The organism is Bradyrhizobium sp. ARR65, from assembly GCF_000472385.1.
In the GTDB taxonomy this organism is placed as follows: Bacteria; Pseudomonadota; Alphaproteobacteria; order Rhizobiales; family Xanthobacteraceae; genus Bradyrhizobium.
This window is the reverse complement of the sequence record NZ_AWZU01000007.1, coordinates 19,351-44,805: the sequence shown is the minus strand read 5'-3', so window position 1 is coordinate 44,805 and position 25,455 is coordinate 19,351. Positions and strand designations below refer to the sequence as shown.

The following is a 25,455-nucleotide window of genomic DNA, read 5'->3' as shown; positions in this document are numbered from 1 at the left end:
TGGTAGGAACGGCGCGACCGTGCCTTCGTTACTATCGGTCAATTTCGCCATTGGGATTTCCAAGATGCGCGCTCAATCCGTTGTTGAGGGGCCCGAACGGGTATTTGTCCTGATCCTTGACCAGGGCGAGGAAGCACTCAAGGCCATTGCGGATTTCGCGAACAAGGAGCGCATCACGGGCGCGTCCGTCGCGGCAATCGGAGCGTTTGAGCAGGCCGACCTCGGATGGTTCGATCTCGAAGCCAGGACCTATAGGCCGATCGCCGTCGACGAGCAATGCGAGGTTCTCAGTCTCCTGGGTGATGTCGCCGAAGGTGATGACGGCAACGCAAGCCTGCATCTTCATGCCGTGCTGGGATTGCGCGACGGCCGCGTCCGAGGCGGCCATTTGATATCGGGCATGGTGCGGCCGACGCTTGAAGTTACCATCAGGGAAACTGTGCAATATCTGCGCCGCAAGAAGCGTGCCGATCTCGGCATCGCTTTAATCAACATATAGAGATCGGGGCGCATTGGGGCCGTAGGAACCATTGTACGTTGCCTCGCGTTGGCGGGTCATTGGGCCGCTACATGATCCATCGCCGCAAATTCCTGCTCTCGACAGCGATTTGGCTTGCCGGAACGTCGCTGACGCGCGCGACCGTCATCCGTAACGACATGCCTTGGGACCCCTTCCCGTCGTCGGCGCCGCAAATGGAACGACCGGGTCCATGGCAATTCTTTACCGCGGACGAGGCGAGGACGATGGAAGCGATCGTCGATCGCATCATTCCGCCCGATCCGGAGACACCAGGCGGAAAAGACGCGGGCTGTGCGGTCTTCATCGACCGGCAATTGAAGGGACCGTACGGATCGTCCGAAGGCCTCTACATGCTCGGCCCCTTCATCAAGGGTACGAAGGAGCAGGGCCCGCAGTCGTCGCTGACGCCCGCTGAGCTGTACCGCAAGGGATTGGCCGCGCTCGACACATATTGCAAGGTCAACCGCGGCGGCAAGGCATTTGCGGACCTTTCCACCGACGAGCAGGATGATGTCCTGAAGCAAATCGAAGCCGGCAAGATCAAGTTCGACGAGGTCGATGCCGAGGGCTTCTTCAGCGCGCTTCTGCAAAATGTTCCTGAAGGGTTTTTCTCCGATCCGATCCACGGCGGCAATCGCGACATGGCCGGCTGGAAGATGATTGGATTTCCGGGAATTCGTTACGACTACCGTGATTGGGTCAACCGTCACAACGAGCGTTATCCTTACCCGCCTGTCGGCATCGGCGGGCGAAGCGACTGGACCCCACGCAAAGGCTGAATGCTGCAATGGCCCGCAAGCTGCCGGCAAAGGACGTGGCAATCATAGGGCTCGGCTGGACCGGGTCCATCATGGCCTATGAACTCGCCGATGCGGGGCTTGAGGTGATCGCGATCGAGCGCGGTCCATGGCGCAACACGCCGACCGATTTCCCGCCCAACTTCGCGCCCGACGAACTGCGCTACAGGATTCGCCACGAGCTCTTCCTGCGTCCCGAGCAGACCACGTTCACGTTTCGCAACAAGATGGATCAGACGGCGCTGCCGATCCGCACCTGGGGCGCGTTCATGCCGCCCAACGGCGTCGGAGGCGGTGGCGTGCATTGGAACGCCGAGACCTGGCGGTTCTTGCCGTCCGACTTCGTGCTGCGCACGCATCTGACCCAGCGCTATGGCGCCGGCTTCCTGCCTGAGGACATGACCATCCAGGATTGGGGCGTCACTTACGACGAGATCGAGCCCTATTACGATCGCTTCGAATATCTCTGTGGCACATCGGGGCAGGCCGGCAACATCAAGGGAAAGATCATCGATGGCGGCAATCCCTTTGAGGGCCCGCGCTCGCGCCCCTATCCCACGCCGCCCCAGGATCAGCCGTTCAGCCACACGCTCTTCGCGAAAGCTGCGCGCGATCTCGGCTATAAGCCATTTCCGCAGCCCTCGGGAAATCTGTCGCGACCCTATCAAAATCCGCTCGGCGTCCGGCTTGGCCCGTGTACCTTCTGCGGCTTCTGCGAATGGTTCGGCTGCGGCAATTATTCCAAGGCATCGCCGCAGACGACGATCCTGCCCGCGCTGTTGCGCAAGCCGACCTTTTCAGCGCGCGACAATAGCGAGGTCACCCGCATCAACCTCGATGGCACCGGCAAGCGCGCGACCGGCGTCACCTTCGTCGATGCAGAGGGCAACGAATGGGAGCAACCGGCCGATCTCGTCATTCTCTCGGCCTATACCATCTTCAATGTGCAGCTCTTGCTGCTCTCGGGCATCGGCAAGCCCTACGATCCCGTCGCCAACGCCGGCGTGATCGGGCGTAATTTTTCCCACCAGACGATCTCGAGCGTCGACAGCTTCTTCGAGCCCGGCAAGTTCATCTTCAACCCCTTCATCGCATCCGGCGCGATCGGGATGTGCATCGACGAGTTCAACGGCGACAATTTCGATCACGGGCCGCACGGCTTCGTCGGCGGCGCTTACATGGGCCAGGTGCAGACCAACGGCCGGCCCATCGAGACGACGCCGGTGCCGCCGGGCACGCCGCGCTGGGGGGCTGCGTGGAAGAAGGCTGTGAAGGAAAATTACCTGAGCGCGCTGAAGCCGGGCACTGGCGTGCACGGCAGCATGTACAGCTATCGCGACGTCTATATGGATCTCGATCCCACCTACAAGGATCGCTTCGGCCGACCGCTGGCGCGCATCACGATGGATTTCCATGACAACGAGATCAAGCAGAACGCATTCCTGACCGACAAATTTGCGGAAATCTTCCAGGCGATGGGCGCCAAGCAGGTGGTCAAGCACTATCGCAAGGGGCCCTACGACGTCACGCAATATCAAACGACCCATCTGTGCGGCGGCGCTATCATGGGCACCGATCGCAACACCAGCGCCATCAACCGCTATCTGCAGTGCTGGGATGTGCCAAACCTGTTCGTGACCGGCGCCAGCGGTTTTCCGCAAAATGCCGGCTACAATCCGACCGGCACGCTCGCGGCCCTTGCCTTCTGGGCGGCGAATGCCATTCGCACCCACTATCTGAAAAATCCCGGGCAGTTGATCAATGCGTAAGCGGTCGACGATTGCGATCGCCTTGCTTGCGCTTACCGCAAGTGTCGGCGCGAGCCGCAGCGCCGGCCTGCAGGATTTCGCCGAAATCGAGCGCGGCCGCTATCTGGCCAATGCGGCGGATTGCGCCAGTTGCCACACCGTTCCCGGCAGCAATCAGCCCTTTGCCGGCGGACGGCCGATTGAGACGCCGTTCGGCAACTTGGTTTCCCCGAACATCACGCCCGACCGCGACACCGGCATCGGCACATGGACCGACGAGGAGTTCGACGCTGCGGTGCGAGCAGGGCGGCAGCGCGGTGGAGCGCGGCTCTACCCGGCAATGCCGTTTCCCTATTACAGCCGCATGTCACGCGAGGACGTGAAGGCCATCCGCGCTTATCTCAGCACGGTCCCGCCGGTCCACAATGCGGTGATGTCGGACGCGCTGCCGTTCCCGTTCAATCTGCGGTCCTCCATGATCGTGTGGGACAGGCTTTATTTCAAACCCGGCGAGTTTCACCCGGACCCTTCGAAATCGGCGGAGTGGAATCGCGGCGCCTATCTCGTGGAAGGACCGGCGCATTGCGGAGCCTGTCATACGCCGAAGACTCTGCTCGGCGGAGACAAGAAATCGGACGCGCTGCGCGGTTACACCTTGCAGGGCTGGGTCGCGCCCGACATCACCAGCGGACAGGGGCCGCTCGGCAATTGGTCGGTCGATGACATCGCCGAATATCTGAAAACCGGCCACAACAAATATGCCGCCGCCGCCGGCCTGATGGCGGAGGTCGTTCAGCTCTCGACCTCGAACATGACCGACGAGGACGTACGAGCGATGGCGGTGTATTTGAAAGACATTCAGGGCGCGGCGTCTCCGGGGCCGGGCTCGGTTGACCAGAACGTGCTCACCGCCGGCGGCGCGATCTTCCAGGATCTCTGTGCGGCTTGCCACCGCCAGGACGGTCAGGGAATCCCGAACCTGTTTCCGAGGCTCTCCGATGCCGCCACCGTTGCGACGCCAGACCCCACCACGGTGTTGCGTGTGATTCTGCAGGGAACGCCAACCGTCGCCACCGATCGCGAACCGACCGGACCCGGCATGCCGGCCTTCGGCTGGCAGCTTGATGACGAGCAGGTCGCGGCGGTTGCGACCTACGTGCGCAATCATTTCGCCCACGCACCCGCGGTCACTGCAGAGCAGGTGCACAGGATGCGCGCAACGCTTGCGAAAACGGAATGAAGAGACGGAATGACCGGCATTTTCGCGCCGGTCATTCGAGCGTTCCCTTTGCCTCTCGCTTCACTTTTTGCCGGGCAGTACCGATTCAAGCACCTGTCGCGCTGTCCCCTTAATGACGCTTGCCTCGTTCGGGTCGCCCTTCAGCAACGCGGTCGAGAACGCCTTCGCCTGCTCGAACTTGATGTGCGGCGGCAGCGGCGGCACTTCCGGATCGGTCTTGACTTCAAGAACCACCGGAACGTCGCTTGCCAGCGCCTGCTGCCAGGCCGAGGCGAGCGAGTCGGGATTATCGACGTAGATGCCGCGCAGTCCGATCATCTCGGCAAAGCGCGAATAGGGAACATTCGGGATCGTCTGCGATGCCTCGAACTTGGGGTCGCCGTTCATGACCCGCTGCTCCCAGGTGACCTGGTTGAGATCTTCATTATTGAAGACGCAGACGATCCAGCGGCGATCCGGCCAGTCGCGCCAGTATTTGGCGACCGTGATCAGCTCGGCCATGTTGTTCATCTGCATGGCGCCATCGCCGACGAGCGCGATCACGGGGCGGTCGGGATTGGCGAACTTGGCGGCGATCGCATAGGGAACGGCTGCGCCCATCGAGGCGAGCCCGCCGGAAAGCGACGCCTTCATGCCGCGCCGCATTTTCAGGTCGCGGGCGAACCAGTTCGCGCATGAGCCGGAGTCGCTGGTGATGACCGCGCGGTCCGGGAGCAGCGGCGACAATTCCCAGGCCACGCGCTGCGGATTCACCGGGTTGGCAGGCTGCTTCGCGCGCTCCTCGAGGGTCTTCCACCAATCCTTGAGGTTGGCTTCGATGCTGTTGCGCCAGCTCCGGTCGGACTTCTGCTTCAGTCGCGGTAACAGCGCGCGCAGGGTTTCCGCGGCATCGCCGACAAGTCCGACTTCCATGGGGTAGCGGATCGACAGCATGCCGGCATCGATGTCGATCTGCACGCCGCGGGCCTGCCCTTCCTTCGGCAGGAATTCGGAATATGGGAATCCCGAACCGATCATCAGCAGCGTGTCGCATTCGGTCATCAGCTTCCAGCTCGGCTCTGTTCCGAGCAGGCCGATGCAGCCGGTTACCCAGGGCAGATCGTCCGGCAGGACGGCCTTGCCCAGCAGCGCCTTGGCGCAGCCGGCGGCGAGGCAATCGGCAACCGCGATGACTTCGTCGGTGGCGCCAAGCGCGCCGGCGCCGACCAGCACGGCAACCTTCTTGCCGGCGTTGAGGACATCAGCGGCGCGGTCGAGATCGTCGTCGCTCGGCCTGATCTTCGGCATGCTATAGCCGATGCCCGATCGCAGTGTGCCATGTGCACGAGGCGGATCGCTGTAGGTCTCGTCCTGGAGGTCGTTGGGCAGCACGATCGTGGTCGGGGCACGGCGCGCGAGCGCGATGCGTGCGGCGCGATCGATCAGGTGGCGGACCTGGGCGGGAGAGGCGGCCTGCTCGACGTAGGCGCCTGCGACGTCCTTGAACATCGAGCAGAGGTCGAGTTCCTGCTGATATTGTCCGCCCAGCGCATTGCGCGCCTGTTGTCCGGCGATGGCGAGCACCGGCTGGTGATCCAGCAGTGCATCGTAGAGACCGGTGATGAGGTGAGACGCGCCCGGCCCTGACGTTGCGATGCAGACGCCGAGCCGTCCGGTGAATTTCGCGTAAGCGGAGGCCATGAAGGCCGCCATTTCCTCGTGGCGGGTCTGAATGAAACGGATCTTGCCGTTGGCGCGATTGAGCGCGCCGAACACGCCATTGATGCCGTCACCGGGATAACCAAACATGTGCCGCACGCCCCATTCGTGCAGCCGTTGAACAAGAAAGTCGCCGACGGTCTGAGACATTGTATGAGCTCGCTTTGCAGGGATGACAGCGGCTCAACGATGGCTTTGGAAGGCAGTTCCGTCACCATTTCGATCAATCGTCCACCTTTGGGGGAACCATGTTTCGCAGTTGCAATTAGGCCCTGAGCGGTTGAGGTGCAGGGATGCCATCAACCACCGCCCGAGGTGACGGAATTGGATGCGCACGCAAAAGAGCGTGGGCCATCGGCGGAAAGGCCGGAGCAGCTTGAGCGCCGTTCCGATCAGCCGCCCGCGCGAGAGCAGAATCGAAAAACAGGCGATGGCCCGCGTGATGCGGGCGACAAGGCGCCGCCTTCGCTGCGCGACCGGTTGCGCGAGCACTGGATCGCCGTATCCGTCGCGGCCATTCTGTTCCTGGTCGCGCTGATTGGCGGCACCGCCTATTGGCTCAATGTGCGCAACTACGAGTCGACCGACGACGCCTTCATCGCCGCGCGGAGCTTTTCTGTCGCGCCGAAGGTTGGCGGCTATGTCACCGCTGTTCCCGTGACCGACAACCAGCATGTCAATGCCGGTGACCTGCTGGCCCGGATCGACGATCGCGACTACAAGAACGCGCTCGACCAAAGCCAAGCGCAGGTCGCGGTGGCCCAGGCCAATATCGACAATATCCAGGCGCAGATCGACAGCCAGCGCGAGCAGATCAACCAGGCCAAGGCCCAGCTCGATCAAGCCCAGGCGCAACTGCAATTCGCGCAGCAGGAGGAGAACCGCGCGCTGGACCTGGTCAAAAAGGGCGCCGGCACTGTGCAGCGCGAGCAGCAGACGCGCTCCGACCTGCAGTCGCAGCAGGCCAACACGGCGCGCGCCAAGGCCGGGTTGATCGCGGCCGAACTCGGCATCAAGACGCTTCAAGCACAGCTCGAAAGTGCCCGCGCCAACCTGCAGCAAGCGCAGGCCCAGCTCGATCAGGCGAAGCTCAATCTTCAATACACCGAGGTGAAGGCGGCCCAGTCCGGGCGTGTGGTGAGGCTCACCGGCGCGGTCGGAACGTTCGCCACAGCGGGACAGAGCCTGATGATGTTCGTGCCGGACGATATCTGGATCGTCGCGAATTATAAGGAAACGCAGCTAAGAGACATGCGCCCGGGCCAGCCGGTCGAGTTCACCATCGACGCCTATCCGAACCGCAAGCTGACCGGTCATGTGGATTCGATGCAGCCCGGCTCCGGCACGGCGTTCAGCCTGCTGCCCGCCGAAAACGCCACCGGCAACTACGTCAAGGTGGTGCAGCGCGTGCCGGTGAAGATCGTCGTCGATCAATGGCCGAGCGACGTGGCGATCGGGCCGGGCATGTCGGTCGTGCCCTGGACCAAAGTGCGATGACGGACCTTGCAGAGGGCGGCGGTGCATCACGCGGCTGGTCGCCGGAGCGTTCGGCGGCCGGTGGACACAATCCGTATCTGATCGCCTTCGTCGTCTCGATCGCGACCTTCATGGAGGTGCTCGATACGACGATTGCCAATGTCGCGCTGCGTTATATCGCAGGCGGGCTGGCGGTCGGTCTCGACGAAAGCACCTACATCGTAACCAGCTATCTCGTCGCCAACGCGATCGTGTTGTCGATCTCGGGCTGGCTTTCGACCGTGATTGGCCGCAAGCGCTTCTACATGATTTGCGTTGCAACCTTCACCTTCGCCTCGCTGTTGTGTGGTTTTGCCTGGAGCCTGCAGGCGCTGGTGCTGTTTCGCATTCTGCAGGGACTTGGCGGGGGCGGCATGGCGACGAGCGAGCAGGCGATCCTCGCCGATTCCTTCCCGCCGGAGAAACGTGGCCAGGCATTCGCGATCTACGGCATCGCCGTGGTGGTTGCACCGGTGATTGGCCCGACGCTGGGCGGCTGGATCAGCGACACCTATTCCTGGCATTGGGTGTTCCTGATCAACGTGCCGATGGGCCTGATCTCGCTGTTTCTGGTCGGGACCCTCGTCAGCGAGCCGTCGGGCGCGGAGGAGGAGCGCAGAGAGCTGCTGAAGAACGGCCTGCGCGTCGACTATATCGGCTTTCTGTTGATCGCCGCCGGGCTTGGCTCGCTCGAATTCGTACTCGACGAAGGCCAGCGCAATGACTGGTTCGGATCGAGCATGATCCTGGGCTTCGCGCTGACGTCGGCGTTCTGCCTCGTCACGTTTGTCGTCTGGGAGCTGATCCACGACGATCCCATCGTCGATATCCGCCTGTTGGGCCAGCGCCAGTTCGGCTGCTGCTTCCTGCTCATGCTTGGCACCGGTGCGATCGTCATAGCCACGACGCAGATCCTGCCGCAATTCCTGCAGACGGACATGGGTTACACGGCGATGCTGGCGGGGCTGGCCTTGTCACCGGGCGGTCTGGTGACAATGGTCATGATGCCGATCACCGGACAGTTGATCGGAATGGTGCAGCCGAAATATCTGATCATGGCCGGTGCAACGATTGCGGCGCTTTCGATGTGGCACCTCACCGGGCTCACCGGCGACGTCTCCTACGGTTATGCCGCGATGGCGCGCATTTATCTGGCGGTCGGCCTTCCCCTGCTGTTCCTGCCGGTCACGACCGCCTCTTATGAGGGCATGCCGCCGGAGAAGACCAACCAGGCGTCCGCGCTGATCAACGTGGCGCGCAATCTCGGCGGTTCAATGGGCGTTGCGCTCGCACAAACGCTCTTTGCGCAGCGCCAGCAATTCCATCAGAGCCGGCTGGTCGAGCATATCGCGCCGTCCGACATCGGCTATCAACAGACGGTCGATGCAATGACACGCTTCTTTGAGGCACAAGGGTCGAACGCCTCGGACGCGGCGGGCCAGGCGATCGCCTGGGTCGGCCAGACGCTGCAGCACCAGATCGATCTGTTGGCCTATATCGACGTGTTCTGGGCGCTCGCCATGGTGGGCGTTGCGATGATTCCGACTGCGCTGATCCTCAGGCGGGTCGATCCGTCGGCCGCGAGGGCGCCGCACTAAAGCGCGATGGGATTAGGTTGAAGCGCCATCGCGCTTTAGATTATTGCTTGAGCATGATCTTTTCGGAAAACCGCTTCACACTTTTCCGGATCATGCTCTAGCAGCACACCTCCGCGACTGCATCGTCTTCAGCGCCTTTCCTCTTCAGCTCTGCAGCTCTTCGGCGAGCCGCTGCTCGACGAATCGACGCTCGTGGTCGGAGAGACGCGTGCGAAGCAACTTGCGGTACCGCCTGACGTTGGCCTCGCGGCTCCAGCGCGCCCGGTTGAACGCGATCGGCGGAAGCGAGCGCAGACGGATGTCGGTTGCGTGCGAGGCGTCGGATCGCGCCTCATCCCCCTCATCGAGCTGTCGCAGTGCGAAGAGAATCTCGCCAAGACGCATTTCCCGCGCGATGCCGGGAATCTTGCGCAGCGCGGGTTGGGATTCCACGGCATACATGTCGGAAGCCCAGGACGAGAGGATGGCCCGTTTCTCAGGGGCCGAAAGCGCGGGATCGAGCAGGACCTCCGCGGGTGAGTCGTAATGGGATACAGAATGAAACAGAGCATCAAGACCGTGGGATGCGCGCTCAGCCTGGCTCATGTCGAAACTCCTCGCTGCTCCTTTCTCGAAAATGGGTCAATTGGGGGAGACGGCCGGATTGCCGTCTCCCTCAAACCTGGCTGATTGCCCGAAGCCGTCCTAGGCGGCTCTCTTCTGCTCGATTTTCTCGGGGGCTACGCCATCGCCGATCGGGATACGCCGGGGCTTCATGGCCTCGGGAATCTCGCGGAATAGTTCGACACGGAGCAGGCCGTTATCGAACGACGCGCCTTTCACCTGGACATAATCCGCGAGATTGAACTGCCGCTTGAACGGCCGGGCCGAGATGCCCTGGTAGAGATATTCGTGCTGCTCCTTGTCGGCCTTGCGCCCTTCCACCGTCAGCACATTCTGCTCCGCGGTGATGGCGATCTCATCCGGGTTGAAACCGGCGAGCGCGAGCGAAATCTGATAGCGATCCTCGCCAAGACGCTCGATATTGTAGGGCGGATAGTTGTCCTCGGTAGCCCGCTGGGTCTCGTCGAGGAGATCGAAAAGGCGGTCGAAGCCGATGGTCGAACGCCACAGGGGAGCGAAGTCGTAGGTCCTCATAACCATGTCCTCCTAAGAGCAAAATGGATACGAAGGGGCGTCGGACACCTGGCCGGCGCCCGCTTAGCTCGCCGGACCCGATTTGGCGCCCGGCACCGCGGCGGCGGCGAAAATCCACTTAGAACAAACGCGCCCGCTTTCAAGAGGGGGCGCGAAAAAAATCCAGGCTGGCGGTGGCGTAAGACGGGTTAATTCTGCGAGCGGCGGCGACCCGCGAGTGGGGTCCGGCCGCCGCGCGCCTCAATGCCCGCCGTCCGCCGCCGCGCCCTTCGGCTTCCCGGTCAACAGGATGGCAATGCCGGCGAGGACCAGCACGATCCCGATGACCGCAAAAGTGTCGCTGAAGCCCATTACCAAGGCCTGGCGCTTTATGATCTTGCCCAGCGCGATGATCGCCTGGTGATGCGCGCCGGCCGTGTCGGTCATGCCGTGAGCCATGAAATAATCGGTCAGCCGCGCGATGCGCTCGCGCACCTCGTCGCGGCCGAGGTCGACGGCCTGGCCGATGATGTTGGAATGAAACTGCTCGCGCTTGGTGACGATGGTGGAGAGCAGGGCAGTGCCGATCGCGCCGCCAAGGTTGCGCATCATGTTGGAGATGCCCGAGGCCGCGGCGGCGTCCTGCGGCGCCACGCTGCCGAGCGAGATGGCGCTCAAGGGCGCCAGCGTCAGGGCCTGACCGACCGCGCGCACGATATTCGGGATGAAGAGCTGGTCGCCGGAATAGTCGAGCGACATCGCCGTGTTCATGAAGGAGCTGAGCGCGAAAATGCCAAGGCCTGCGAAAGCGATATAGCGGATGTCGATCCGTTGCATCAGTCTTGGCACCAGCGGGATCAGAATGAGTTGCGGCAGCCCGGTCCAGGCCAGCACATTGCCGATCTGCTCGGCATTGTAGCCCTGCACCTGTCCGAGATACGCCGGCAGCAGATACACCGAGCCGAACAGCGCGAAGCCGAGGAAGACGGCGGCGATGGTGCCAAGCCCGAAGCTGCGCTGCGTCAGCAGCCGCAGGCGAACCAGCGGTTTTTCCACCAGGAGCTCGTTGACGATGAAGAGCGAGAGGCCGATCGCGGCGACAATCGCCAGCTTCACGATGAACGGCGAGCCGAACCAATCGTCCTTGTTGCCTTCCTCCAGCACGGACTGCAATGCGGCAAGTCCGACCGCCATGGTGGCAATGCCGAACCAGTCGCCTTCGCGGAGCAGGCCGAGCTGCATCGGTTGACGCTCGAGCGTGAGATAGAGCATCGTCACCATCACGGCCGTCGGCACCACGTTGACGAAGAAGATGGTCTGCCAGCCGTAGTTCTCGGTGAGATAGCCGCCGATGGTCGGGCCGATCGCCGGCGCGAAGGTCACGGCCAGAGAAAACATCGCAAGCCCGATCGGTTGCTGCGGCTTCGGCAGCTTGGTGAACACAAGTGTGAACGCCATCGGGATCAGCACGCCGCCGAAAAAGCCTTGCAGCGCGCGCATCGCGATCATCGAAGGCAGATCGTGGGTGAAGGCACAGGCGACGGAGAAAGCCGCAAACAGGCTTGCGAATGAGATTATGATGTTGCGGAAGGAAAACACCCGGCTGAGATAGTCGGTGAGCGGGATCACCACGATTTCGCCGATCAGGTACGACGTGGAAATCCACGAGCCGTTGTCGACGCCTGTCCCAATGCCGCCCTCGATGTTGAGCAGAGAGGCATTGGTGATCTGGATGTTCAGGATGGCCATGAACGCTCCGATCATGGCGGCAAGGATCGAGATCCAGACGGTGGCGCTGGCGCGCGCCGGTGACGGCGTGACCTGCCCCGAGCCGCTGCGGATCGCGGCGGCACGCGCTGGCGTCGAGGTGGAGAGCGCAAGGTCCGACATGACATCACCTCTGCGAAGCGAGCATGGCGACGCTGGGTTCGGCGCTCCGATGCTGCGGAACGTCGCGAGTGTCCGCCTTGGTTTGAATGGTGGGGATCACGGACATGCCGGGCCGCAGCTCAACGTCCGAGCTGTCGAGAGCGATCTTCACAGGTATGCGCTGCACCACCTTGGTGAAATTACCGGTGGCATTGTCCGGCGGCAGCAGGGCGAACTCCTGGCCGCTCGCCGGCGCAAGGCTGTCGACGTGTCCGTGGACGATCTTGCCCGGAAACATGTCGACCTCGATATCGACCCGCTGCCCCCGATGCACATCGGTGAGCTGGGTCTCCTTGTAGTTTGCGATCACATAAGCGCCGCTCGAGGGTACCAGCGACATCAATTGCGTCCCGGCCTGCACGAACTGGCCGGTGCGCAAGGTGCGATTTCCGGCGACGCCGTCGATCGGCGCCACGATGGTGGTGTAGGAGAGATTGAGTTCGGCCTGCTGCTGAAGTGCAATGGCGCGGGCCGCCGCCGCGACGGCTTGCGCGATCTCGGCCTGGAGCAACTCCCGCTGCTTGATCGCGGATGCGAGATTCGCCTTGTCGCGCGCGATAGCTGCGACCGCGCTCGCGTCGCGCGATTGCGCGGCTTGCGCGTTTTGCACGCTGCCGAAACCGGTGGCGGCAAGGTCGGTGTAACGCTTGTTCTCCTGCTTGGCGAACGTCTCCGCCGCGGTGTCGACGTCCAGCGTTGCCTTGGCCGCATCGATCACGGCCTCCTGCACGTCGAGCTGGGCGCGCTTGCTCGCGACCGCGGCTTGCGCCGCCGCAACGTCGGCCTTGGCCTGCTCGAGTGCCACCTTGAAGTCGCGATCGTCGATCCGCGCCAGCACCTGGCCGGTTTTCACATGCTCGTTATCGCCGACCAGAACCGCGCTGAGATAGCCGGAGACCTTGGGCGCGATGGTGGTGTTGTCCGCCTTCACGTAGGCGTCGTCGGTCGAGACCTCGAAACGGCCCACGCTCCAGTAGTCCCAGCCATACCATGATGCCCCGGCAAGCAGCGCGACGGCGGTTCCGGCCATCAGCAGTCGGCGAATTGCGCCCGCTTTCGGGGTCTTGGCCGCCAAAGGAGCGGCTTCCTTGGCGGGAGAGGAAGAGGGCACCAGCTCCTGGACAGTTCCGGCCGGGAGCTGGCGTTCGGCGTCGAAAGTCGTGGACTGTCGGCTCACGGCGACCTCGTTCTTGGCTCATCCTCTGGCCAGGACACCCGGATTGGGTGCCGTCAGGCTCGGACCCAAAATTAGGAAACTTGACGTTTTCCAAAATAGACCGCATATTGCTTCTGTCAATGGAATGACAGTCATCATCCAAAAGCATGGCTCGAACGGCATGACGACCAGGACGCCGAAAGTGCAGAGCGGGGGGGAAGCCTCGGAGGTGCGCCGCGGCCGCGGCCGGCCACAGGCCCGGTCGGACGAGGAGACGCGCGCGCTCATTCTGGATGCGGCGCGCGGCGAGTTCGCTTCGAACGGTTACGCGGCAACGAGCATGGAGAGCGTGGCGCGGCGTGCCGGGATATCGACGAAAACGCTCTACCGCTTGATTCCGAACAAGGCGGCGCTGTTCGAGGCGCTGATCACCGATCGCATCGACCGGTTCGCCTCCGTCGTGCGCTTGCGCGCCTGCGATGGTACCGACATTGAGGCCGCCTTGTGCGAAGCGCTTCTGGTTTGCGGCGAGTTGATCCTCGATGCCGACGTGATTGCGCTTCAGCGGATGATCCTGGGAGAGAGCGACAAGTTTCCGGATGTGGCGGAGACATTTTATCACAAGGCGATCAAGCGCACCCAAAGCACGCTCGCCTCATGGCTGCGCACGCAGCACAAGCGCGGCCTCGTCGCGGTCGATGATGCGGACGCAGCCGCCGGCATGTTGCTCGGCATGCTCGCCTTCCAGCCGCAACGCGCGGTGATGTTCGGCCACGCGCCGCCGCCGAGCCGCGAGGAGATCGCGCGGCGCGCGCAGGCTTGCGCAACACTGTTTCTGCGAGGGTGCGCGCGCTGAGTCATCAGCCAAGCTGAGCGAATCGGAGAGTGTCCAGCCTCTCCGCCGTCATTGCGAGCGAAGCGAAGCAATCCAGACTTTCTCCGCGGATATAGCCTGGATTGCTTCGTCGCTTTCGCTCCTCGCAATGACGGGTCGGATTTAACGCGCTCGCGCGCTCGGACCGGTGACTGCGCTAGATGCGCCCGGCCGTAAGCAATCTCTTCAATTTCTCGACCGCGCTGTCCGGCGTCGTCAGCACCGGCCGGCCCGTGGCTTCCGCAACCAGCGGGGCCGCGGGAGCCATGCTGTATTGGGCGAGCGCGATCACATCGCAGCCGCGCAGATCTATCGCGGCTTCCGCGACCAGGCGATCGTGTTGCTCGCGCTCGCCACGATCGAGCGCGGCGAGCGCGCCTTCGGCGAGCTTCGGCACGATCTCGACGGAAGCGGGGAATTCGCGCGGCATCGACGCCAGCGTCGGCGCAAAGGTCGAGAGCAGGCCGATCTTGCGACCTTTTCCGACAGCCTGCTCGATCATGGCCTCATTCGGCTTGAGCACCGGCATCGGTGCATGCGCGCGGGCCACCGCCTCGATGCACGGGCCGAAGGCCGAGCAGGTGAACAGGATTGCGTCGGCGCCGGTCCCGACCACGTAGCGGCCGAGCGTGAGAAAGCGTTCGGTCATGCGATCGGTCAGCCGGCCCTCCTGCGCCAGATCGGCCGACAGGCTGTCGTCGAGCAGGTTCATCAGCCGCGCCTCCGGCCAAAGTCTTGCGAAGGAGGCCGCGATCGGTGCGGGCGAATGCTTCAGGGCATGGATAAGGGCGATGCGCATCGGATCCGTCTCAAGCTGGCGCGGCGGCAACAACCGGCGCCGCGCCAGCTCCTGCTACTTGAAGGGAAGGGCGTACATCAAGCCGCCCTTGCTCCAGAGCGCGTTGAGGCCGCGCTCGAGCTTCAGAGGACCTTGCTGGCCGACATTGCGCTCGAAGATCTCGCCGTAATTGCCGCCCGCCTTGATCGCCAGCAGCAACCATTTGTTGTCGAGCCCGAGCCGCGAGCCGAGATCGCCCGAGGTGCCCAGCAGGCGCTGGATCGCCGGCGAAGCGCTCGACTTCGCCATCTCCTCGGCATTGGCCTGGGTCACGCCGAGCTCTTCCGCCTCGATCAGCCCGTAATGCAGCCAGGTGATGATGTCGCTCCAGACCTCGTCGCCGTTGCGCGTGAACGGCCCGAGCGGCTCCTTGCTGATGGTTTGCGGCAGCACGATATAGTCGGCCGCATTCGGGGCGGCGGTTGCGACGGCGCCGGCCAGTGCGGAAGCGTCCTGGGTCATGGCATCGCAACGGCCGCCGAAGAAGGTCTGGTACATGGTGTCGACACGGTCGAACACCAGCGGCTTCCAGTCGATATTGTTGGCACGACCATAGTCGCCGAGCGTCACCTCATGCGTGGTGCCCTGGGCAACGCACACAGTGGCGCCGTTGAGCGCTCTGATGTCCTTCACGCCGGCGTCCTTGCGGACCACAAATCCCTGTCCGTCGTAGAAGTTGATCGGACCCTGCCGCAGGCCGAGCGTCGTTCCGCGCAAGTATGTCTGGGTCGAATTGCGATAGAGCACATCGATCTCGCCCGATTGCAGCGCGGTGAAGCGGTTCTGCGCGGTCAGCGCGACATAGCGCACCTTGTTGGGATCGCCGAGCACGCCTGCAGCCAAGGCCCGGCAATAATCGACGTCAAGACCCCTAAAATTGCCCTGCGAGTCCGGTGCGGAGAAGCCGGCAAAGCCGGTGCTCACGCCGCACACCAGCGTGCCGCGTTGTTTGACCGCATCCAGCGTCGCAGCCGATCCCGCGCAGGCTGATGCGGCGAGCAGGCCGAGAGCGACAAGCACTGTTCCCTTCATTGGCGTCTCCCCTTAAGTGATCGATTATTGATTGATGCTTCGCAATGCGCTGTCGACCGCGCCCCCGAGCCTGTCGACAATCATGTCGATGTCGTGCTGCGTCGCGATATAGGGCGGCGCTAGCAGCACGTGGTCGCCGCTGCGGCCATCCACGGTCCCGCCGCCCGGATAACAGGCAAGTCCTTCCGCGAGTGCGGCCGCCTTGATCTTCTGGTGCAGCCTGAGCGCGGGATCGAACGGCGCCTTTGTTGCGCGATCGGCCACCAGCTCGATGGCCTGGAACAGGCCGCGGCCGCGGATATCTCCGACATGGCGGTGGTTGCCAAAGCGTTCGGTCAGGCGCTGTTCAAGCTGCTTGCCGCGTTCTCTGACCTGATCCAGAAGGTTTTCGTCGCGGATGACGCGCTGCACTTCGAGCGCGGCCGCGCAAGCGAGCGGATGCGCCAGATAGGTGTGGCCATGCTGGAAGGCGCCGGAGCCTTGGCGGATCGTCTCGACGATCTCGCCGCGCGCGAGCATCGCGCCGATCGGCTGGTAGCCGCCGCCGAGGCCTTTGGCGATTGCCTGAATGTCGGGTGCGACGCCTTCCTGCTCCCAGGCATTTATGGTGCCGGTGCGGCCCATGCCGCACATCACTTCATCCAGGACAAGGAGCGCACCATAACGGTCGCAGATTTCGCGCACGCGCCGAAAATAGCCCTCAGGCGCCGGCACGCAGCCGGCGGTGGCCCCGACGACCGGCTCCGCGATGAACGCCGCCACCGTTTTGGGTCCCAGCCGCTGGAATTCGGCTTCGAGCTCGGCCGCCAGCCGCGCGACAAAATCAGCGTCCGTCTCGCTGTCGCGCCGTTCGTGATAGGCGAAGGCCGGCGTCACGTGGCTGAAAGCCGATGACAACAGCGGCGCATAGGGCTCGCGACGCCAGGCATTGCCCCCTGCGGCTAGCGCGCCCAGTGTATTGCCATGATAGCTCTGTCGACGCGCGATGAAGTGGCGGCGCTGCGCCTCGCCGCGCTCGATGAAATATTGCCGCGCCAGCTTGATGCCGGCCTCGATCGCTTCCGACCCGCCGCTGACCAAATAAGCATAGCCGAGGCCGCCGGGCTCGTGGCCGACGAGAAGATCGGCCAATTCCTCCGCGGGCTCGGAGGAGAAGAATGCGGTGTGTGCATAGGCGAGCTTTGACGCCTGCCTCGCGATCGCGTCGAGGACGCGCGGATGCTGATGACCCAGGCACGAAACAGCCGCGCCGCCTGATGCATCGAGAACCCGTCGGCCATCCCTAGCGATCAGCCAGACGCCCTCGCCGCCGATCGCGAGCGGCGGGGTTTCGCGCAGGCTTCGGTGCAGCACGCGGCTGTTGCGAGCGGCCATGGTTCAACCTTTCTCCGCGACATATTGCGAGGTTGCGGCAAGGCGCGCCTCGGTCTCCCGAAGGCGCTTTCGTGCGCTTGCCCCGCCGAGCGAAAACGTCACCGCCGCAAGCGGTTGCGCAATTGCGATCGCGCCGGTGAGGCTGGGGAAAAATCCAGGCGAAGCGGCGGCCTCGTAGAGCAGCACATGATCGGCGCCTTCCGCCATCGGCGCGGCGGGCGAATCCGCGATCGCGATCAGCGTGGCGCCGGCGCCATGCGCGGCACGGGCGGACAACACGCTGGCGCGAGAGTAGGGCGCAAAGCCGATCACCACGACGGCCTCGCCCGCACGAAAGGCGCCGAGGTCGAGATCCTCCGGCCCCGAACCGCCGACCAATTGCACCTCGTCCGGGCGAAACAGCCGCAGCTCATAGTTGAGCAGTTCCGCAACGCTGCGGCAGCTTCGGAAACCGGCGATCCAGATGCGCCTGGCTGTGTGCAGCGCCTTGGCCGCGTCTGCAATCGACGCCGCCGAGATACGCGTGAGGCCGGCCGCTTCGGCTTCGAGCTTCGCATTGATCAGCGCAACGTCGGAATCGGGGCCGTGGCGACGCCCCTTGGCGCGGCCCGAGAACGGCGAGGCTTGCGACGGCCGCCGCGCCTCGGTCAGCGCGGCGCGAAGCTGGTCCCACCCCGAATAGCCCAGCGCCTTGGCGAGCCGCGTGAAGGCGGCGGGATCGGCGCCGGCCTCCGCCGCGAGATCGCGCATCGAGCGGGTGGTGGCGTCATAATCGTTGGCGGCGACGAACCGTCCGACCTCCTGCAGCCGCAGCGGGAGCGAGGGCAAGGCGCTGCAGAGTTCGCTCAGCGGCGAGGATCGTGTGGGCTGCAATTTCAGGAGGCCGGCCATGAAACATTTGTTGCATAGTTGAAGGAACGGTGCAACATTTGACGCGCGCCGCAAGCGCATGGCCGGAAATCGCTGTTTCAAGAGGATTCCTGTGCTGTGACGACCGCCACGCCCAAACTGCCGCCCCGGAAGCGCTTGCGCATCTCGCTGCGCAGCGAGGCGTTTACCGGCCTGCTCTGGCAGATCCTGGTGGTCGGAATCGCGATCGCCGTGGTGGCCTGGCTCTGGTCGAACGCCGTTCACAATCTCTCGGTGCGCCGCATCTCGACTGGCTTTGCCTTTCTCGGCCGTGAGGCCGGCATGCCGATTACCGACACCTGGCTGTCCTACAGCCCGAGGGACACTTACCTGCGCGCCTTCATGGTGGGCATCGTCAATACGCTCCGCGTCGCGGTGATCGGGATCATGCTCGCGACGGTGCTCGGCACAATGATCGGGATCGCGCGGCTGTCGGCCAACTGGCTGCTGTCGCGGCTGGCCGCGGTCTACGTGGAGGTGCTGCGCGACGTTCCGCTGCTGCTGCAACTCCTGTTCTGGTACGTGCTGATGCAGGGTCTTCCAGGGGCGCGCGCCGCCTGGAGACCGATCGAAGGCGTCTATCTCTCAAACCGCGGGCTGATGTTGCCGTCGATCCCGATCGGAGAGGGGCAGCTTTGGGTACTCGGCACGGCCGCGGTCGGGCTCCTCGTGTTCTATTTGCTGCGCCGTTATCTGATCGCGCGACAGATGCAGGACGGTAAGCCGCGTTACGTTTGGCCCTACGGCCTCGTTCTTGTCATCGCCGCACCGGCTTTGGTGTCGTGGGCTCTCGGCGTGTTCTGGACCGTGACGCTGCCCGAGCTGCGCGGATTCAACTTCGTCGGCGGGCTGACGCTCGCACCGGAATATTTCGCGCTGCTGATCGCGCTTGTCACCTACACTTCGGCCTTCATCGCCGAGATCGTTCGCAGCGGCATTCAGGCAGTCCCGAAGGGCCAATGGGACGCCGCGCTCGCGCTCGGTCTGCGCCGCAGCTTTGTGCTCAAGCACATTGTCCTGCCCCAGGCGCTGCGCGTCATCGTGCCGCCTATGACCAGCCAGTATCTCAATCTGACCAAGAACTCCTCGCTTGCCGTCGCAATCGGCTATCAGGACATCGTCTCGATCGCGAACACGACGCTTAATCAGACAGGACAGGCAATCGAGGCGATTGCGCTGATCATGGCGGTGTTCCTGACCATCAGCCTGGGCATCAGCCTGTTCATGAACTGGTACAACGCGCGCATTGCGCTGGTGGAGCGCTGATCATGAGCTCGGCGCTGGAAGCCCCGCGAAATCCTCGCTCGTTCGGCCAGGTGCAATCGGGCTGGGGAGCAGGGCAGCGCGCACTGCGCTGGCTGCGCGCCAATCTGTTCTCCTCGATCGGCTCGAGCATCATCACGCTGCTGCTGATCTTGCTGCTCGCCAAGGCGCTGATCAGCTTCGTGCAATGGGGCCTTTGGGATGCCGTCTGGACGGTGCCCGGCAACAACACCAGCGCCTGCCGCGCGGTGCGTGGGCTCGGCGCCTGCTGGGCTGTAATCCCCGAGAAATATCGTTTCATCCTGTTCGGCACCTATCCGTTCGACCAGCAGTGGCGGCCGGCGGCTGCGACACTGGTGTTCATCGCGCTGTTCTACGTGTCGAGCCGCCGCGGCTTTTGGCGGCGCGAGCTGGTTTATATCTGGGTGGCCGCGCTGGTCCTCATCGGCGTTCTGATGTGGGGCGGCGTGCTCGGCATGCCCTTCGTCTCGCAGGACCGCTGGGGCGGTCTGCCGGTGACGCTGATCCTGGCGACCTTCGGGCTCGCGTTCGGCTTTCCGCTCGGGATCGTCGTGGCGCTCGGCCGCCGCTCAAAACTGCCCGCGATCCGCTCGCTCTGCGTGCTTTACGTCGAGCTGATCCGCGGCGTGCCGCTGATCAGCCTGTTGTTCATGGCCAGCGTGATGTTTCCGCTGTTCATGCCTGATGGCGTCAACATCGACAAGCTCTTGCGAGCGCAAATCGCGATCGTGCTCTACGCTGGCGCCTACCTTGCCGAAGTCATTCGCGGCGGCTTGCAGGCGGTGCCGCGGGGCCAGCACGAGGCCGCCGACGCGCTCGGCCTGTCCTATTGGCGGAAGCATCGCCTCATCATCCTGCCGCAGGCGATCCGGCACGTGATTCCGCCCTTGGTGAATACGTTCATCGCCTTTTTCAAGGATACCAGCCTCGTGCTGATCATCGGCATTTTCGATCTGCTCACGACGGCCAAGACCGCAATCATCGATCCGGCCTGGCAGTCGTTCAGCGTCGAGGTCTATGTTTTCGTCGGGATAATCTATTTCGCGTTTTGCTTTGCGATGTCGCGCTACAGCCGGCATCTGGAGGCGCAGGGCAGGCCGAAGGCTTGACGAGCCCGCCCGCTTCTCGTCCACTCAGCGACATCATTGTTTGATTGGAAACGCCATGGCCGTCTACATCATCGCGCAACTCAAATTCACCCGTCGCGAGCTTTACGATCGCTACCAGTCGCGCTTCTTCGACGTCTTTCGCAAGTTCAAGGGCAGAGTAGTGATCGCCGATGAACGGCCACAGGTGCTGGAAGGACGCTTCGAGCGCGACAAGGTGGTCGTGCTCGAGTTTCCGGACAGTGCCGCCGCGCTGGAGTTTCAGGAGTCGGCCGAATATGCCGAGATTGCCGCGGACCGCAAAGCCGGCGCGGATGCGGTGGTGATATTGGCGCGCGGCTTCGGTGACAAATCATGACGGGTCCGAAGGTCGAAAGGAGGCGGTTCGCCGTGCGTCGCGCAGCATGCTGAATGGCTAATGAACGCTTCGGTTTTTTGAATTCTCGCTCGCTTTATGCGGCTTGACCCGCACCGCGTTGCACCATTATCTGCGGCAATGAGCCCCAAGATTTCCGCCTCAAAAAGGGCCCGCGGCGCAACCAAATTACGGTATGCGATCAGCGGGGCCGAGAATGAGAAGCGGCAGGCCATTATCGATGCTTGCCGCGGGATGAATGCGCTCGGCATCAACCAGGGCACGTCAGGCAACATTAGTGTCCGTCACGGCGAGGGCATGCTGATCACGCCGACCAGCGTGCCATACGACTGGATGACCCCGGAACAGATAGTGTTCATGGCGATGGACGGCTCGTTCGCGGAAGGCCAGCGGCCTTCCAGCGAATGGCGCTTTCATCTCGACATCCTGCGCGCCCGGCCGGAAATTCACGCGGTGGTCCACGCCCATCCGACCTATGCGACGATCCTGGCGATCATGGGTCTGGACATCCCGCCGGTCCATTACATGATAGCCGCCGCCGGCGGCGACAACATCCGTTGCGCGCCATACGCCACGTTCGGCACGCCAGAGTTGTCGGAATATGCGGTCAAGGCCCTGGAGGGCCGGTTCGCCTGCCTGCTCGACCACCACGGCATGATTGCGATCGGCCCCTCGCTCGACCGCGCGCTTTGGCTGGCCGTGGAGGTCGAGACGCTGGCGCGGCAATATCATGGGTGCTTGCAGATCGGAAAGCCGCCGTTACTCGATAGCGACGAGATCGAACGGGTTCGGCAGAAGATGGTTGGCTACGGACATACGGACCGCAATTCGGACCAATAGGACGCCCCGGTGCTCGCACAGATCGCGCAAATCATCGATCGGAAGAGCTCGAACCGGGTGCTGACACGCCTGCGCGCGCTTCTGCGCAGCAATGAATTCTATCTGATCCCGCTGGCGCTGGTGGTCGGGGTTGTCGCCGGCGCCATCGTGACCTTGATGAGCGAGATCGCCCAGATCGCCCATGTCCTGATCTACGGCATCCCGATCGACGTGCGCCTGAGCGCGAACGCCTGGGTCAACCCGGTCACTGCCATGATCGCACCGGCCATCGGCGGGCTCTCGCTCGGTATCATGGAATGGCTGCGCCGGCGCTGGAAGATCGCCAATGCGGTCGACCCGATCGAGGCCAACGCGCTGCGTGGCGGCCGGCTGTCGCTGCGCGACAGCATGGTGGTGAGCGGACAGACCCTGGTCTCCAACGGTTGCGGCGCGTCGGTCGGATTGGAGGCCGGTTACACCCAGATCGGCTCGGGCGCGGCCTCGCTGCTCGGACAGGTCCTCAATTTGCGCCGCAACGACCTCCGCCTGATCGTCGGTTGCGGTGCGGCGGGCGCCATCGCGGCGGCATTCGGGGCGCCGATCACCGGCGCGTTTTATGCGTGCGAGCTGATCGTCGGGGTCTATTCGGTCGGCAGCGCGGCGCCGATCCTTGCGGCATCGTTGTCGGCGGCCCTGACCGCGCAGTATCTCGGGGGCGCGCCGTATTCGCTGGAAGTGCCCCACGTCAACAGCGTCGGCCTCGAACAATATCTGGCCCTGATCGTGCTGGCGTTGATTTCCGCGGCGATCGGAATTGCCGTCATGCGCAGCTCGGTGTGGTTCGAGCGCGTGTTTGCGCATCCGAAGCTGCCGGTCTGGATCAGGCCGGTGATCGGGGGCCTGTGCGTCGGCGGGCTTGCGATCGTCACGCCGCAAGTGCTGGCGGCCGGCCACGGCGCCATGGTGCTGGATCTGCATCGCGAGATGGCGATCGGCTTTATCGCCATCGTGATCGCCCTCAAGGTGATCGCCTGCCTGATCTCGCTGTCATCGGGCTTCCGCGGCGGCCTGTTCTTTGCCTCGCTGTTCGTGGGCAGCCTGCTCGGAAAGTTCTATGCCGCGGTGGTGCAGGCTTCGGGGCTGGACATCGCGGTCGATCCCCTGGTCGCCATGCTGACGGGGATGGCGACCTTGGGCGTGGCGATCGTCGGCGGTCCGCTCACGATGTCGTTCCTGGTCTTGGAGATGACGCGCAGCGTCGATGTCACCGCGGTCGTGCTGGCCGCCTGCATCGTCACCAGCATCTTCGTCCGCTTCATGTTCGGCCATTCGTTCTCCACCTGGCGCCTTCATCTTCGCGGCGAGACCATCCGCAGCGCGAACGACGTGGGCTGGCTGCGCAATCTCACGGTGGAGCGCATGATGCGCGCCGACGTCGGCAAGGTTCCTAGCACCACCAGCATCGCGGCCTGCCGGCGCGAGTTCGTGCTGGGATCGCGGCCGGCAATCGTGGTGGTCAACAATTCCGATGATTATTGCGGCCTGGTGCTGCTGCCCGAGCTGTTTTCCGGCGAGCTCGATTCCATCGCGGACGAGATCCAGGTGGTGGAGCTTGCGCGTTACGCCGATGTCAGCCTGTTGCCGGAAATGAACGTCAAGACCGCGATGAAGATCTTCGACGACGCCGAGGCCGAGGTGCTCGCCGTGCTGGAGTCGGAAAACAGCCGCAAGGTGATCGGCTTCCTGACGGAATCCTACGCGCGGCGCCGCTATGTCGAGGAAATCGACCAGGCCACGCGCGGCGTGCTGGGCGCAATATCCTAGAATTGAACCGTTCAAATCGCCGAAGATGGAACCGATAACCGTCGGCCGGATTTTTTCGCGTGAGCCTTTGCCGCTGATCTCGCCGGGCTTTTTGCGATCCGGAACGAGCTTTCGACATGGAGGAAGACATGCTGATGCACCTTCCGATCGTCATTCTCACGGCCTTGCCCGTCACCCCTGTTGCCGACAACGTGCCGAAATTCGACATTACGCGCGAGTGCTCCTTGGAGGGTGGGACCGGTGCCAACCAGGATCACTGCAAGGATGATGAGAACCAGGCTCTTCAGCTGGTGCACAAGGAGTGGTCGCAGTTCACCGCCGGCGACAGGCAGCGTTGCCTGTCCGAAACCACGATGGATGGCACCGGCAGCTATGTCGAGTACTTGACCTGCCTTGAGATGGCGCGCGACGCGCGAAACGCGCAAGGGGAGAGTGAAAATTCCCAGACCGTGGGAAGCGCGCGAAAATCCCGCAAGTGAGTTGATGGACAGCCGTCAGCGGACTTCAGATGCGATCCAGGCCGCAACCAGGGCGCGCTCGTCCGCGGTCATTTCCGTGACATTGCCGGGCGGCATTGCGCTCGCCCAAGCGGCATTGCGGCCGATCAGCCGGGCGTTGCGGCGGATGTGATCGGCATCGTCGAGCAAAATGCCTTTCGGCGCGGTGGTGATGCCCGCCCACACCGGCTCGGCGGCGTGGCACATGCTGCAGCGCGACAGGATGATCTCTTGCACATTGGCAAAGCTGGGTTCGGCCGGGAGAGCGCCCGTCGTGAGCTGGCGCGGCCCGGCCGCCGACAACAATCCGATGGCGATCATTCCGACCGCGGCGACGCCCCACACCCACCATGGCGATGCGCGCCCGGCATGCCGCTCGTTGAAGAAGTGGCGGATGATCGGACCGAGCGCGAGCACGATCGCGACAATCAGCCAGTTATAACGCGTGGCGAACAGCAGCGGATAATGGTTGCTGATCATCAGCACCAGGACCGGCAATGTCAGATAGTTGTTGTGGACACTGCGCTCCTTGCCGGCCTTGCCGAGCTTGGGATCGGGCGAGCCTCCCGCCAAAAGCGCCGCCACGATCTTCTTCTGGTTCGGAATGATCACGAGAAATACGTTTGCGACCATGATGGTGCCGATGATCGCGCCGATCTGGTTGAAGGCGCCGCGCCCGCTCAAGACGTGGGTAAAGGCATAGGTCAATGCCACCAGGAAAACATAGCCGCCCAGCGCGAAGGAAAGCTCATGCCTGGCGAGCCCCGAGCGGCAGGCGCCTTCATAGAGCAGCCAGGCGAGCACAAGACTTGCGAAACTGAACAGGCCCGCCTGCAGCGGCGTGAGGTCGAGAACGGATTTGTCGACCAGAAACAGATCGGCATTGAAATAATAGACCACGACCATCAGCGCGAAGCCCGACAGCCAGGTCGTATAGGCTTCCCATTTGAACCAGGTCAGTTCGTCCGGCAGCTTTGCCGGCGCGACCAGATATTTGACGATGCGATAGAAGCCGCCGCCATGGACCTGCCATGCCTCGCCCTGGACGCCGCCCGGCAGGTCAGCGTTGGGTTTCAGGCTGAGATCGAGATGGATGAAGTAGAACGAGCTGCCGATCCATGCGATCGCGGCCACCACATGCAGCCAGCGGAAGATCAGGCTCAGCCAATCCGTCAATATGGATTCCCACATTCCCGCTTCCACAT

The 25,455-nt window shown here is 63.4% G+C and carries 23 protein-coding genes; 13 read left to right on the top strand and 10 right to left on the bottom strand.

Annotated elements, in window-relative coordinates:
* The first annotated feature begins 64 nt into the window (after positions 1–64).
* The 4 genes from F758_RS0110420 to F758_RS0110405 all read left to right on the top strand — a co-directional run bounded on the left by F758_RS0110420 (position 65) and on the right by F758_RS0110405 (position 4,305).
* Positions 65–499 (top strand): PPC domain-containing DNA-binding protein, encoded by a 435-nt coding sequence (locus F758_RS0110420; RefSeq protein WP_024507823.1) that lies wholly within the window; start codon positions 65–67, stop codon positions 497–499.
* A 71-nt stretch (positions 500–570) separates the two neighbouring features.
* Entirely contained in the window at positions 571–1,299 is a 729-nt protein-coding gene (locus tag F758_RS0110415; protein ID WP_035721591.1) for a gluconate 2-dehydrogenase subunit 3 family protein, read from the top strand.
* Between the two features lie 8 nt (positions 1,300–1,307).
* Positions 1,308–3,086, top strand: a complete 1,779-nt coding sequence (locus tag F758_RS0110410; RefSeq protein WP_024507821.1) for a GMC family oxidoreductase — start codon at positions 1,308–1,310, stop codon at positions 3,084–3,086.
* Positions 3,079–4,305 (top strand): c-type cytochrome, encoded by a 1,227-nt coding sequence (locus F758_RS0110405; RefSeq protein WP_024507820.1) that lies wholly within the window; start codon positions 3,079–3,081, stop codon positions 4,303–4,305. Before F758_RS0110410 ends, F758_RS0110405 begins: the two co-directional genes overlap by 8 nt.
* Positions 4,306–4,365: 60 nt before the next feature.
* On the opposite strand, the gene F758_RS0110400 is transcribed toward F758_RS0110405, so the two are convergent.
* Positions 4,366–6,153, bottom strand: coding sequence for a thiamine pyrophosphate-requiring protein (locus tag F758_RS0110400; RefSeq protein WP_024507819.1), 1,788 nt, complete (start codon positions 6,151–6,153; stop codon positions 4,366–4,368).
* 345 nt (positions 6,154–6,498) lie between these two features.
* Between F758_RS0110400 and F758_RS0110395 the strand changes: the two genes are divergently transcribed.
* Positions 6,499–7,500 (top strand): HlyD family secretion protein, encoded by a 1,002-nt coding sequence (locus F758_RS0110395; RefSeq protein WP_502689130.1) that lies wholly within the window; start codon positions 6,499–6,501, stop codon positions 7,498–7,500.
* Positions 7,497–9,116 (top strand): DHA2 family efflux MFS transporter permease subunit, encoded by a 1,620-nt coding sequence (locus F758_RS0110390; RefSeq protein WP_024507817.1) that lies wholly within the window; start codon positions 7,497–7,499, stop codon positions 9,114–9,116. Before F758_RS0110395 ends, F758_RS0110390 begins: the two co-directional genes overlap by 4 nt.
* 144 nt (positions 9,117–9,260) lie before the next feature.
* Here the strand turns inward: F758_RS0110390 and F758_RS0110385 are convergent, their stop codons facing one another.
* The 4 genes from F758_RS0110385 to F758_RS0110370 form a co-directional block, all read right to left on the bottom strand.
* Positions 9,261–9,701: a hypothetical protein gene (locus F758_RS0110385; RefSeq protein WP_024507816.1), complete on the bottom strand. Its 441-nt coding sequence runs from the start codon at positions 9,699–9,701 to the stop codon at positions 9,261–9,263.
* A gap of 99 nt (positions 9,702–9,800) precedes the next feature.
* Positions 9,801–10,253 (bottom strand): small heat shock protein HspB, encoded by a 453-nt coding sequence (gene hspB, locus F758_RS0110380; protein ID WP_024507815.1) that lies wholly within the window; start codon positions 10,251–10,253, stop codon positions 9,801–9,803.
* 240 nt (positions 10,254–10,493) lie between these two features.
* Positions 10,494–12,122 (bottom strand): DHA2 family efflux MFS transporter permease subunit, encoded by a 1,629-nt coding sequence (locus F758_RS0110375; protein WP_024507814.1) that lies wholly within the window; start codon positions 12,120–12,122, stop codon positions 10,494–10,496.
* 4 nt (positions 12,123–12,126) lie between these two features.
* On the bottom strand, positions 12,127–13,338 hold the full coding sequence (locus F758_RS0110370; protein WP_024507813.1) for an HlyD family secretion protein: 1,212 nt from the start codon (positions 13,336–13,338) through the stop codon (positions 12,127–12,129).
* Between the two features lie 124 nt (positions 13,339–13,462).
* Here F758_RS0110370 and F758_RS0110365 point away from each other — a divergent pair, with 124 nt between their 5' ends.
* On the top strand, positions 13,463–14,173 hold the full coding sequence (locus F758_RS0110365; protein ID WP_024507812.1) for a TetR/AcrR family transcriptional regulator: 711 nt from the start codon (positions 13,463–13,465) through the stop codon (positions 14,171–14,173).
* A 175-nt stretch (positions 14,174–14,348) separates the two neighbouring features.
* Here F758_RS0110365 and F758_RS0110360 read toward each other — a convergent pair whose 3' ends face one another.
* The 4 genes from F758_RS0110360 to F758_RS0110345 are packed head-to-tail and all read right to left on the bottom strand — an operon-like array spanning position 14,349 to position 18,326.
* Positions 14,349–14,990 carry an aspartate/glutamate racemase family protein gene (locus F758_RS0110360; RefSeq protein WP_024507811.1) on the bottom strand — a complete coding sequence of 214 codons (642 nt, stop codon included), beginning with the start codon at positions 14,988–14,990 and terminating at the stop codon, positions 14,349–14,351.
* A gap of 54 nt (positions 14,991–15,044) precedes the next feature.
* Complete coding sequence (locus F758_RS0110355) at positions 15,045–16,061, bottom strand: amino acid ABC transporter substrate-binding protein (RefSeq protein WP_024507810.1); 1,017 nt, start codon at positions 16,059–16,061, stop codon at positions 15,045–15,047.
* Between the two features lie 24 nt (positions 16,062–16,085).
* Positions 16,086–17,435 (bottom strand): aspartate aminotransferase family protein, encoded by a 1,350-nt coding sequence (locus tag F758_RS0110350; RefSeq protein WP_024507809.1) that lies wholly within the window; start codon positions 17,433–17,435, stop codon positions 16,086–16,088.
* Between the two features lie 3 nt (positions 17,436–17,438).
* Positions 17,439–18,326, bottom strand: a complete 888-nt coding sequence (locus F758_RS0110345; protein WP_035721587.1) for a MurR/RpiR family transcriptional regulator — start codon at positions 18,324–18,326, stop codon at positions 17,439–17,441.
* 96 nt (positions 18,327–18,422) lie between these two features.
* On the opposite strand from F758_RS0110345, the gene F758_RS0110340 reads away from it, so the two are divergent.
* The 6 genes from F758_RS0110340 (at position 18,423) to F758_RS0110315 (ending at position 24,232) form a co-directional block, all read left to right on the top strand.
* Positions 18,423–19,610 carry an amino acid ABC transporter permease gene (locus F758_RS0110340; RefSeq protein ID WP_024507807.1) on the top strand — a complete coding sequence of 396 codons (1,188 nt, stop codon included), beginning with the start codon at positions 18,423–18,425 and terminating at the stop codon, positions 19,608–19,610.
* Positions 19,611–19,612: 2 nt separating this feature from the next.
* The gene (locus tag F758_RS0110335; RefSeq protein ID WP_024507806.1) at positions 19,613–20,737 is read left to right on the top strand and encodes an amino acid ABC transporter permease; all 1,125 of its coding nucleotides are present in this window, start codon (positions 19,613–19,615) and stop codon (positions 20,735–20,737) included.
* 55 nt (positions 20,738–20,792) lie between these two features.
* Positions 20,793–21,092 carry a DUF1330 domain-containing protein gene (locus tag F758_RS0110330; RefSeq protein ID WP_024507805.1) on the top strand — a complete coding sequence of 100 codons (300 nt, stop codon included), beginning with the start codon at positions 20,793–20,795 and terminating at the stop codon, positions 21,090–21,092.
* A gap of 138 nt (positions 21,093–21,230) precedes the next feature.
* A complete protein-coding gene (locus F758_RS0110325; RefSeq protein ID WP_157449942.1) occupies positions 21,231–21,950 on the top strand; it encodes a class II aldolase/adducin family protein in 720 nt (239 codons plus the stop codon).
* A 9-nt stretch (positions 21,951–21,959) separates the two neighbouring features.
* On the top strand, positions 21,960–23,753 hold the full coding sequence (locus F758_RS0110320) for a chloride channel protein (protein ID WP_024507803.1): 1,794 nt from the start codon (positions 21,960–21,962) through the stop codon (positions 23,751–23,753).
* Positions 23,754–23,881: 128 nt separating this feature from the next.
* Positions 23,882–24,232, top strand: a complete 351-nt coding sequence (locus F758_RS0110315) for a hypothetical protein (RefSeq protein WP_157449941.1) — start codon at positions 23,882–23,884, stop codon at positions 24,230–24,232.
* A gap of 15 nt (positions 24,233–24,247) precedes the next feature.
* Here the strand turns inward: F758_RS0110315 and F758_RS0110310 are convergent, their stop codons facing one another.
* A complete protein-coding gene (locus F758_RS0110310) occupies positions 24,248–25,441 on the bottom strand; it encodes a urate hydroxylase PuuD (RefSeq protein ID WP_024507801.1) in 1,194 nt (397 codons plus the stop codon).
* Positions 25,442–25,455: the final 14 nt, after the last annotated feature.

Excerpts from the sequence above, each read along its gene's own strand:
- F758_RS0110315 (WP_157449941.1), top strand. The coding sequence starts at position 23,882 with ATGCTGATGCACCTTCCGATCGTCATTCTCACGGCCTTGCCCGTCACC.
- F758_RS0110310 (WP_024507801.1), bottom strand. The coding sequence starts at position 25,441 with ATGTGGGAATCCATATTGACGGATTGGCTGAGCCTGATCTTCCGCTGG.
- F758_RS0110420 (WP_024507823.1), top strand. The coding sequence starts at position 65 with ATGCGCGCTCAATCCGTTGTTGAGGGGCCCGAACGGGTATTTGTCCTG.
- F758_RS0110355 (WP_024507810.1), bottom strand. The coding sequence starts at position 16,061 with ATGAAGGGAACAGTGCTTGTCGCTCTCGGCCTGCTCGCCGCATCAGCC.
- F758_RS0110350 (WP_024507809.1), bottom strand. The coding sequence starts at position 17,435 with ATGGCCGCTCGCAACAGCCGCGTGCTGCACCGAAGCCTGCGCGAAACC.
- F758_RS0110415 (WP_035721591.1), top strand. The coding sequence starts at position 571 with ATGATCCATCGCCGCAAATTCCTGCTCTCGACAGCGATTTGGCTTGCC.
- F758_RS0110405 (WP_024507820.1), top strand. The coding sequence starts at position 3,079 with ATGCGTAAGCGGTCGACGATTGCGATCGCCTTGCTTGCGCTTACCGCA.
- F758_RS0110385 (WP_024507816.1), bottom strand. The coding sequence starts at position 9,701 with ATGAGCCAGGCTGAGCGCGCATCCCACGGTCTTGATGCTCTGTTTCAT.
- hspB (WP_024507815.1), bottom strand. The coding sequence starts at position 10,253 with ATGAGGACCTACGACTTCGCTCCCCTGTGGCGTTCGACCATCGGCTTC.
- F758_RS0110345 (WP_035721587.1), bottom strand. The coding sequence starts at position 18,326 with ATGGCCGGCCTCCTGAAATTGCAGCCCACACGATCCTCGCCGCTGAGC.
- F758_RS0110400 (WP_024507819.1), bottom strand. The coding sequence starts at position 6,153 with ATGTCTCAGACCGTCGGCGACTTTCTTGTTCAACGGCTGCACGAATGG.
- F758_RS0110335 (WP_024507806.1), top strand. The coding sequence starts at position 19,613 with ATGAGCTCGGCGCTGGAAGCCCCGCGAAATCCTCGCTCGTTCGGCCAG.
- F758_RS0110360 (WP_024507811.1), bottom strand. The coding sequence starts at position 14,990 with ATGCGCATCGCCCTTATCCATGCCCTGAAGCATTCGCCCGCACCGATC.
- F758_RS0110325 (WP_157449942.1), top strand. The coding sequence starts at position 21,231 with ATGAGCCCCAAGATTTCCGCCTCAAAAAGGGCCCGCGGCGCAACCAAA.
- F758_RS0110375 (WP_024507814.1), bottom strand. The coding sequence starts at position 12,122 with ATGTCGGACCTTGCGCTCTCCACCTCGACGCCAGCGCGTGCCGCCGCG.
- F758_RS0110390 (WP_024507817.1), top strand. The coding sequence starts at position 7,497 with ATGACGGACCTTGCAGAGGGCGGCGGTGCATCACGCGGCTGGTCGCCG.
- F758_RS0110410 (WP_024507821.1), top strand. The coding sequence starts at position 1,308 with ATGGCCCGCAAGCTGCCGGCAAAGGACGTGGCAATCATAGGGCTCGGC.
- F758_RS0110365 (WP_024507812.1), top strand. The coding sequence starts at position 13,463 with ATGACAGTCATCATCCAAAAGCATGGCTCGAACGGCATGACGACCAGG.
- F758_RS0110330 (WP_024507805.1), top strand. The coding sequence starts at position 20,793 with ATGGCCGTCTACATCATCGCGCAACTCAAATTCACCCGTCGCGAGCTT.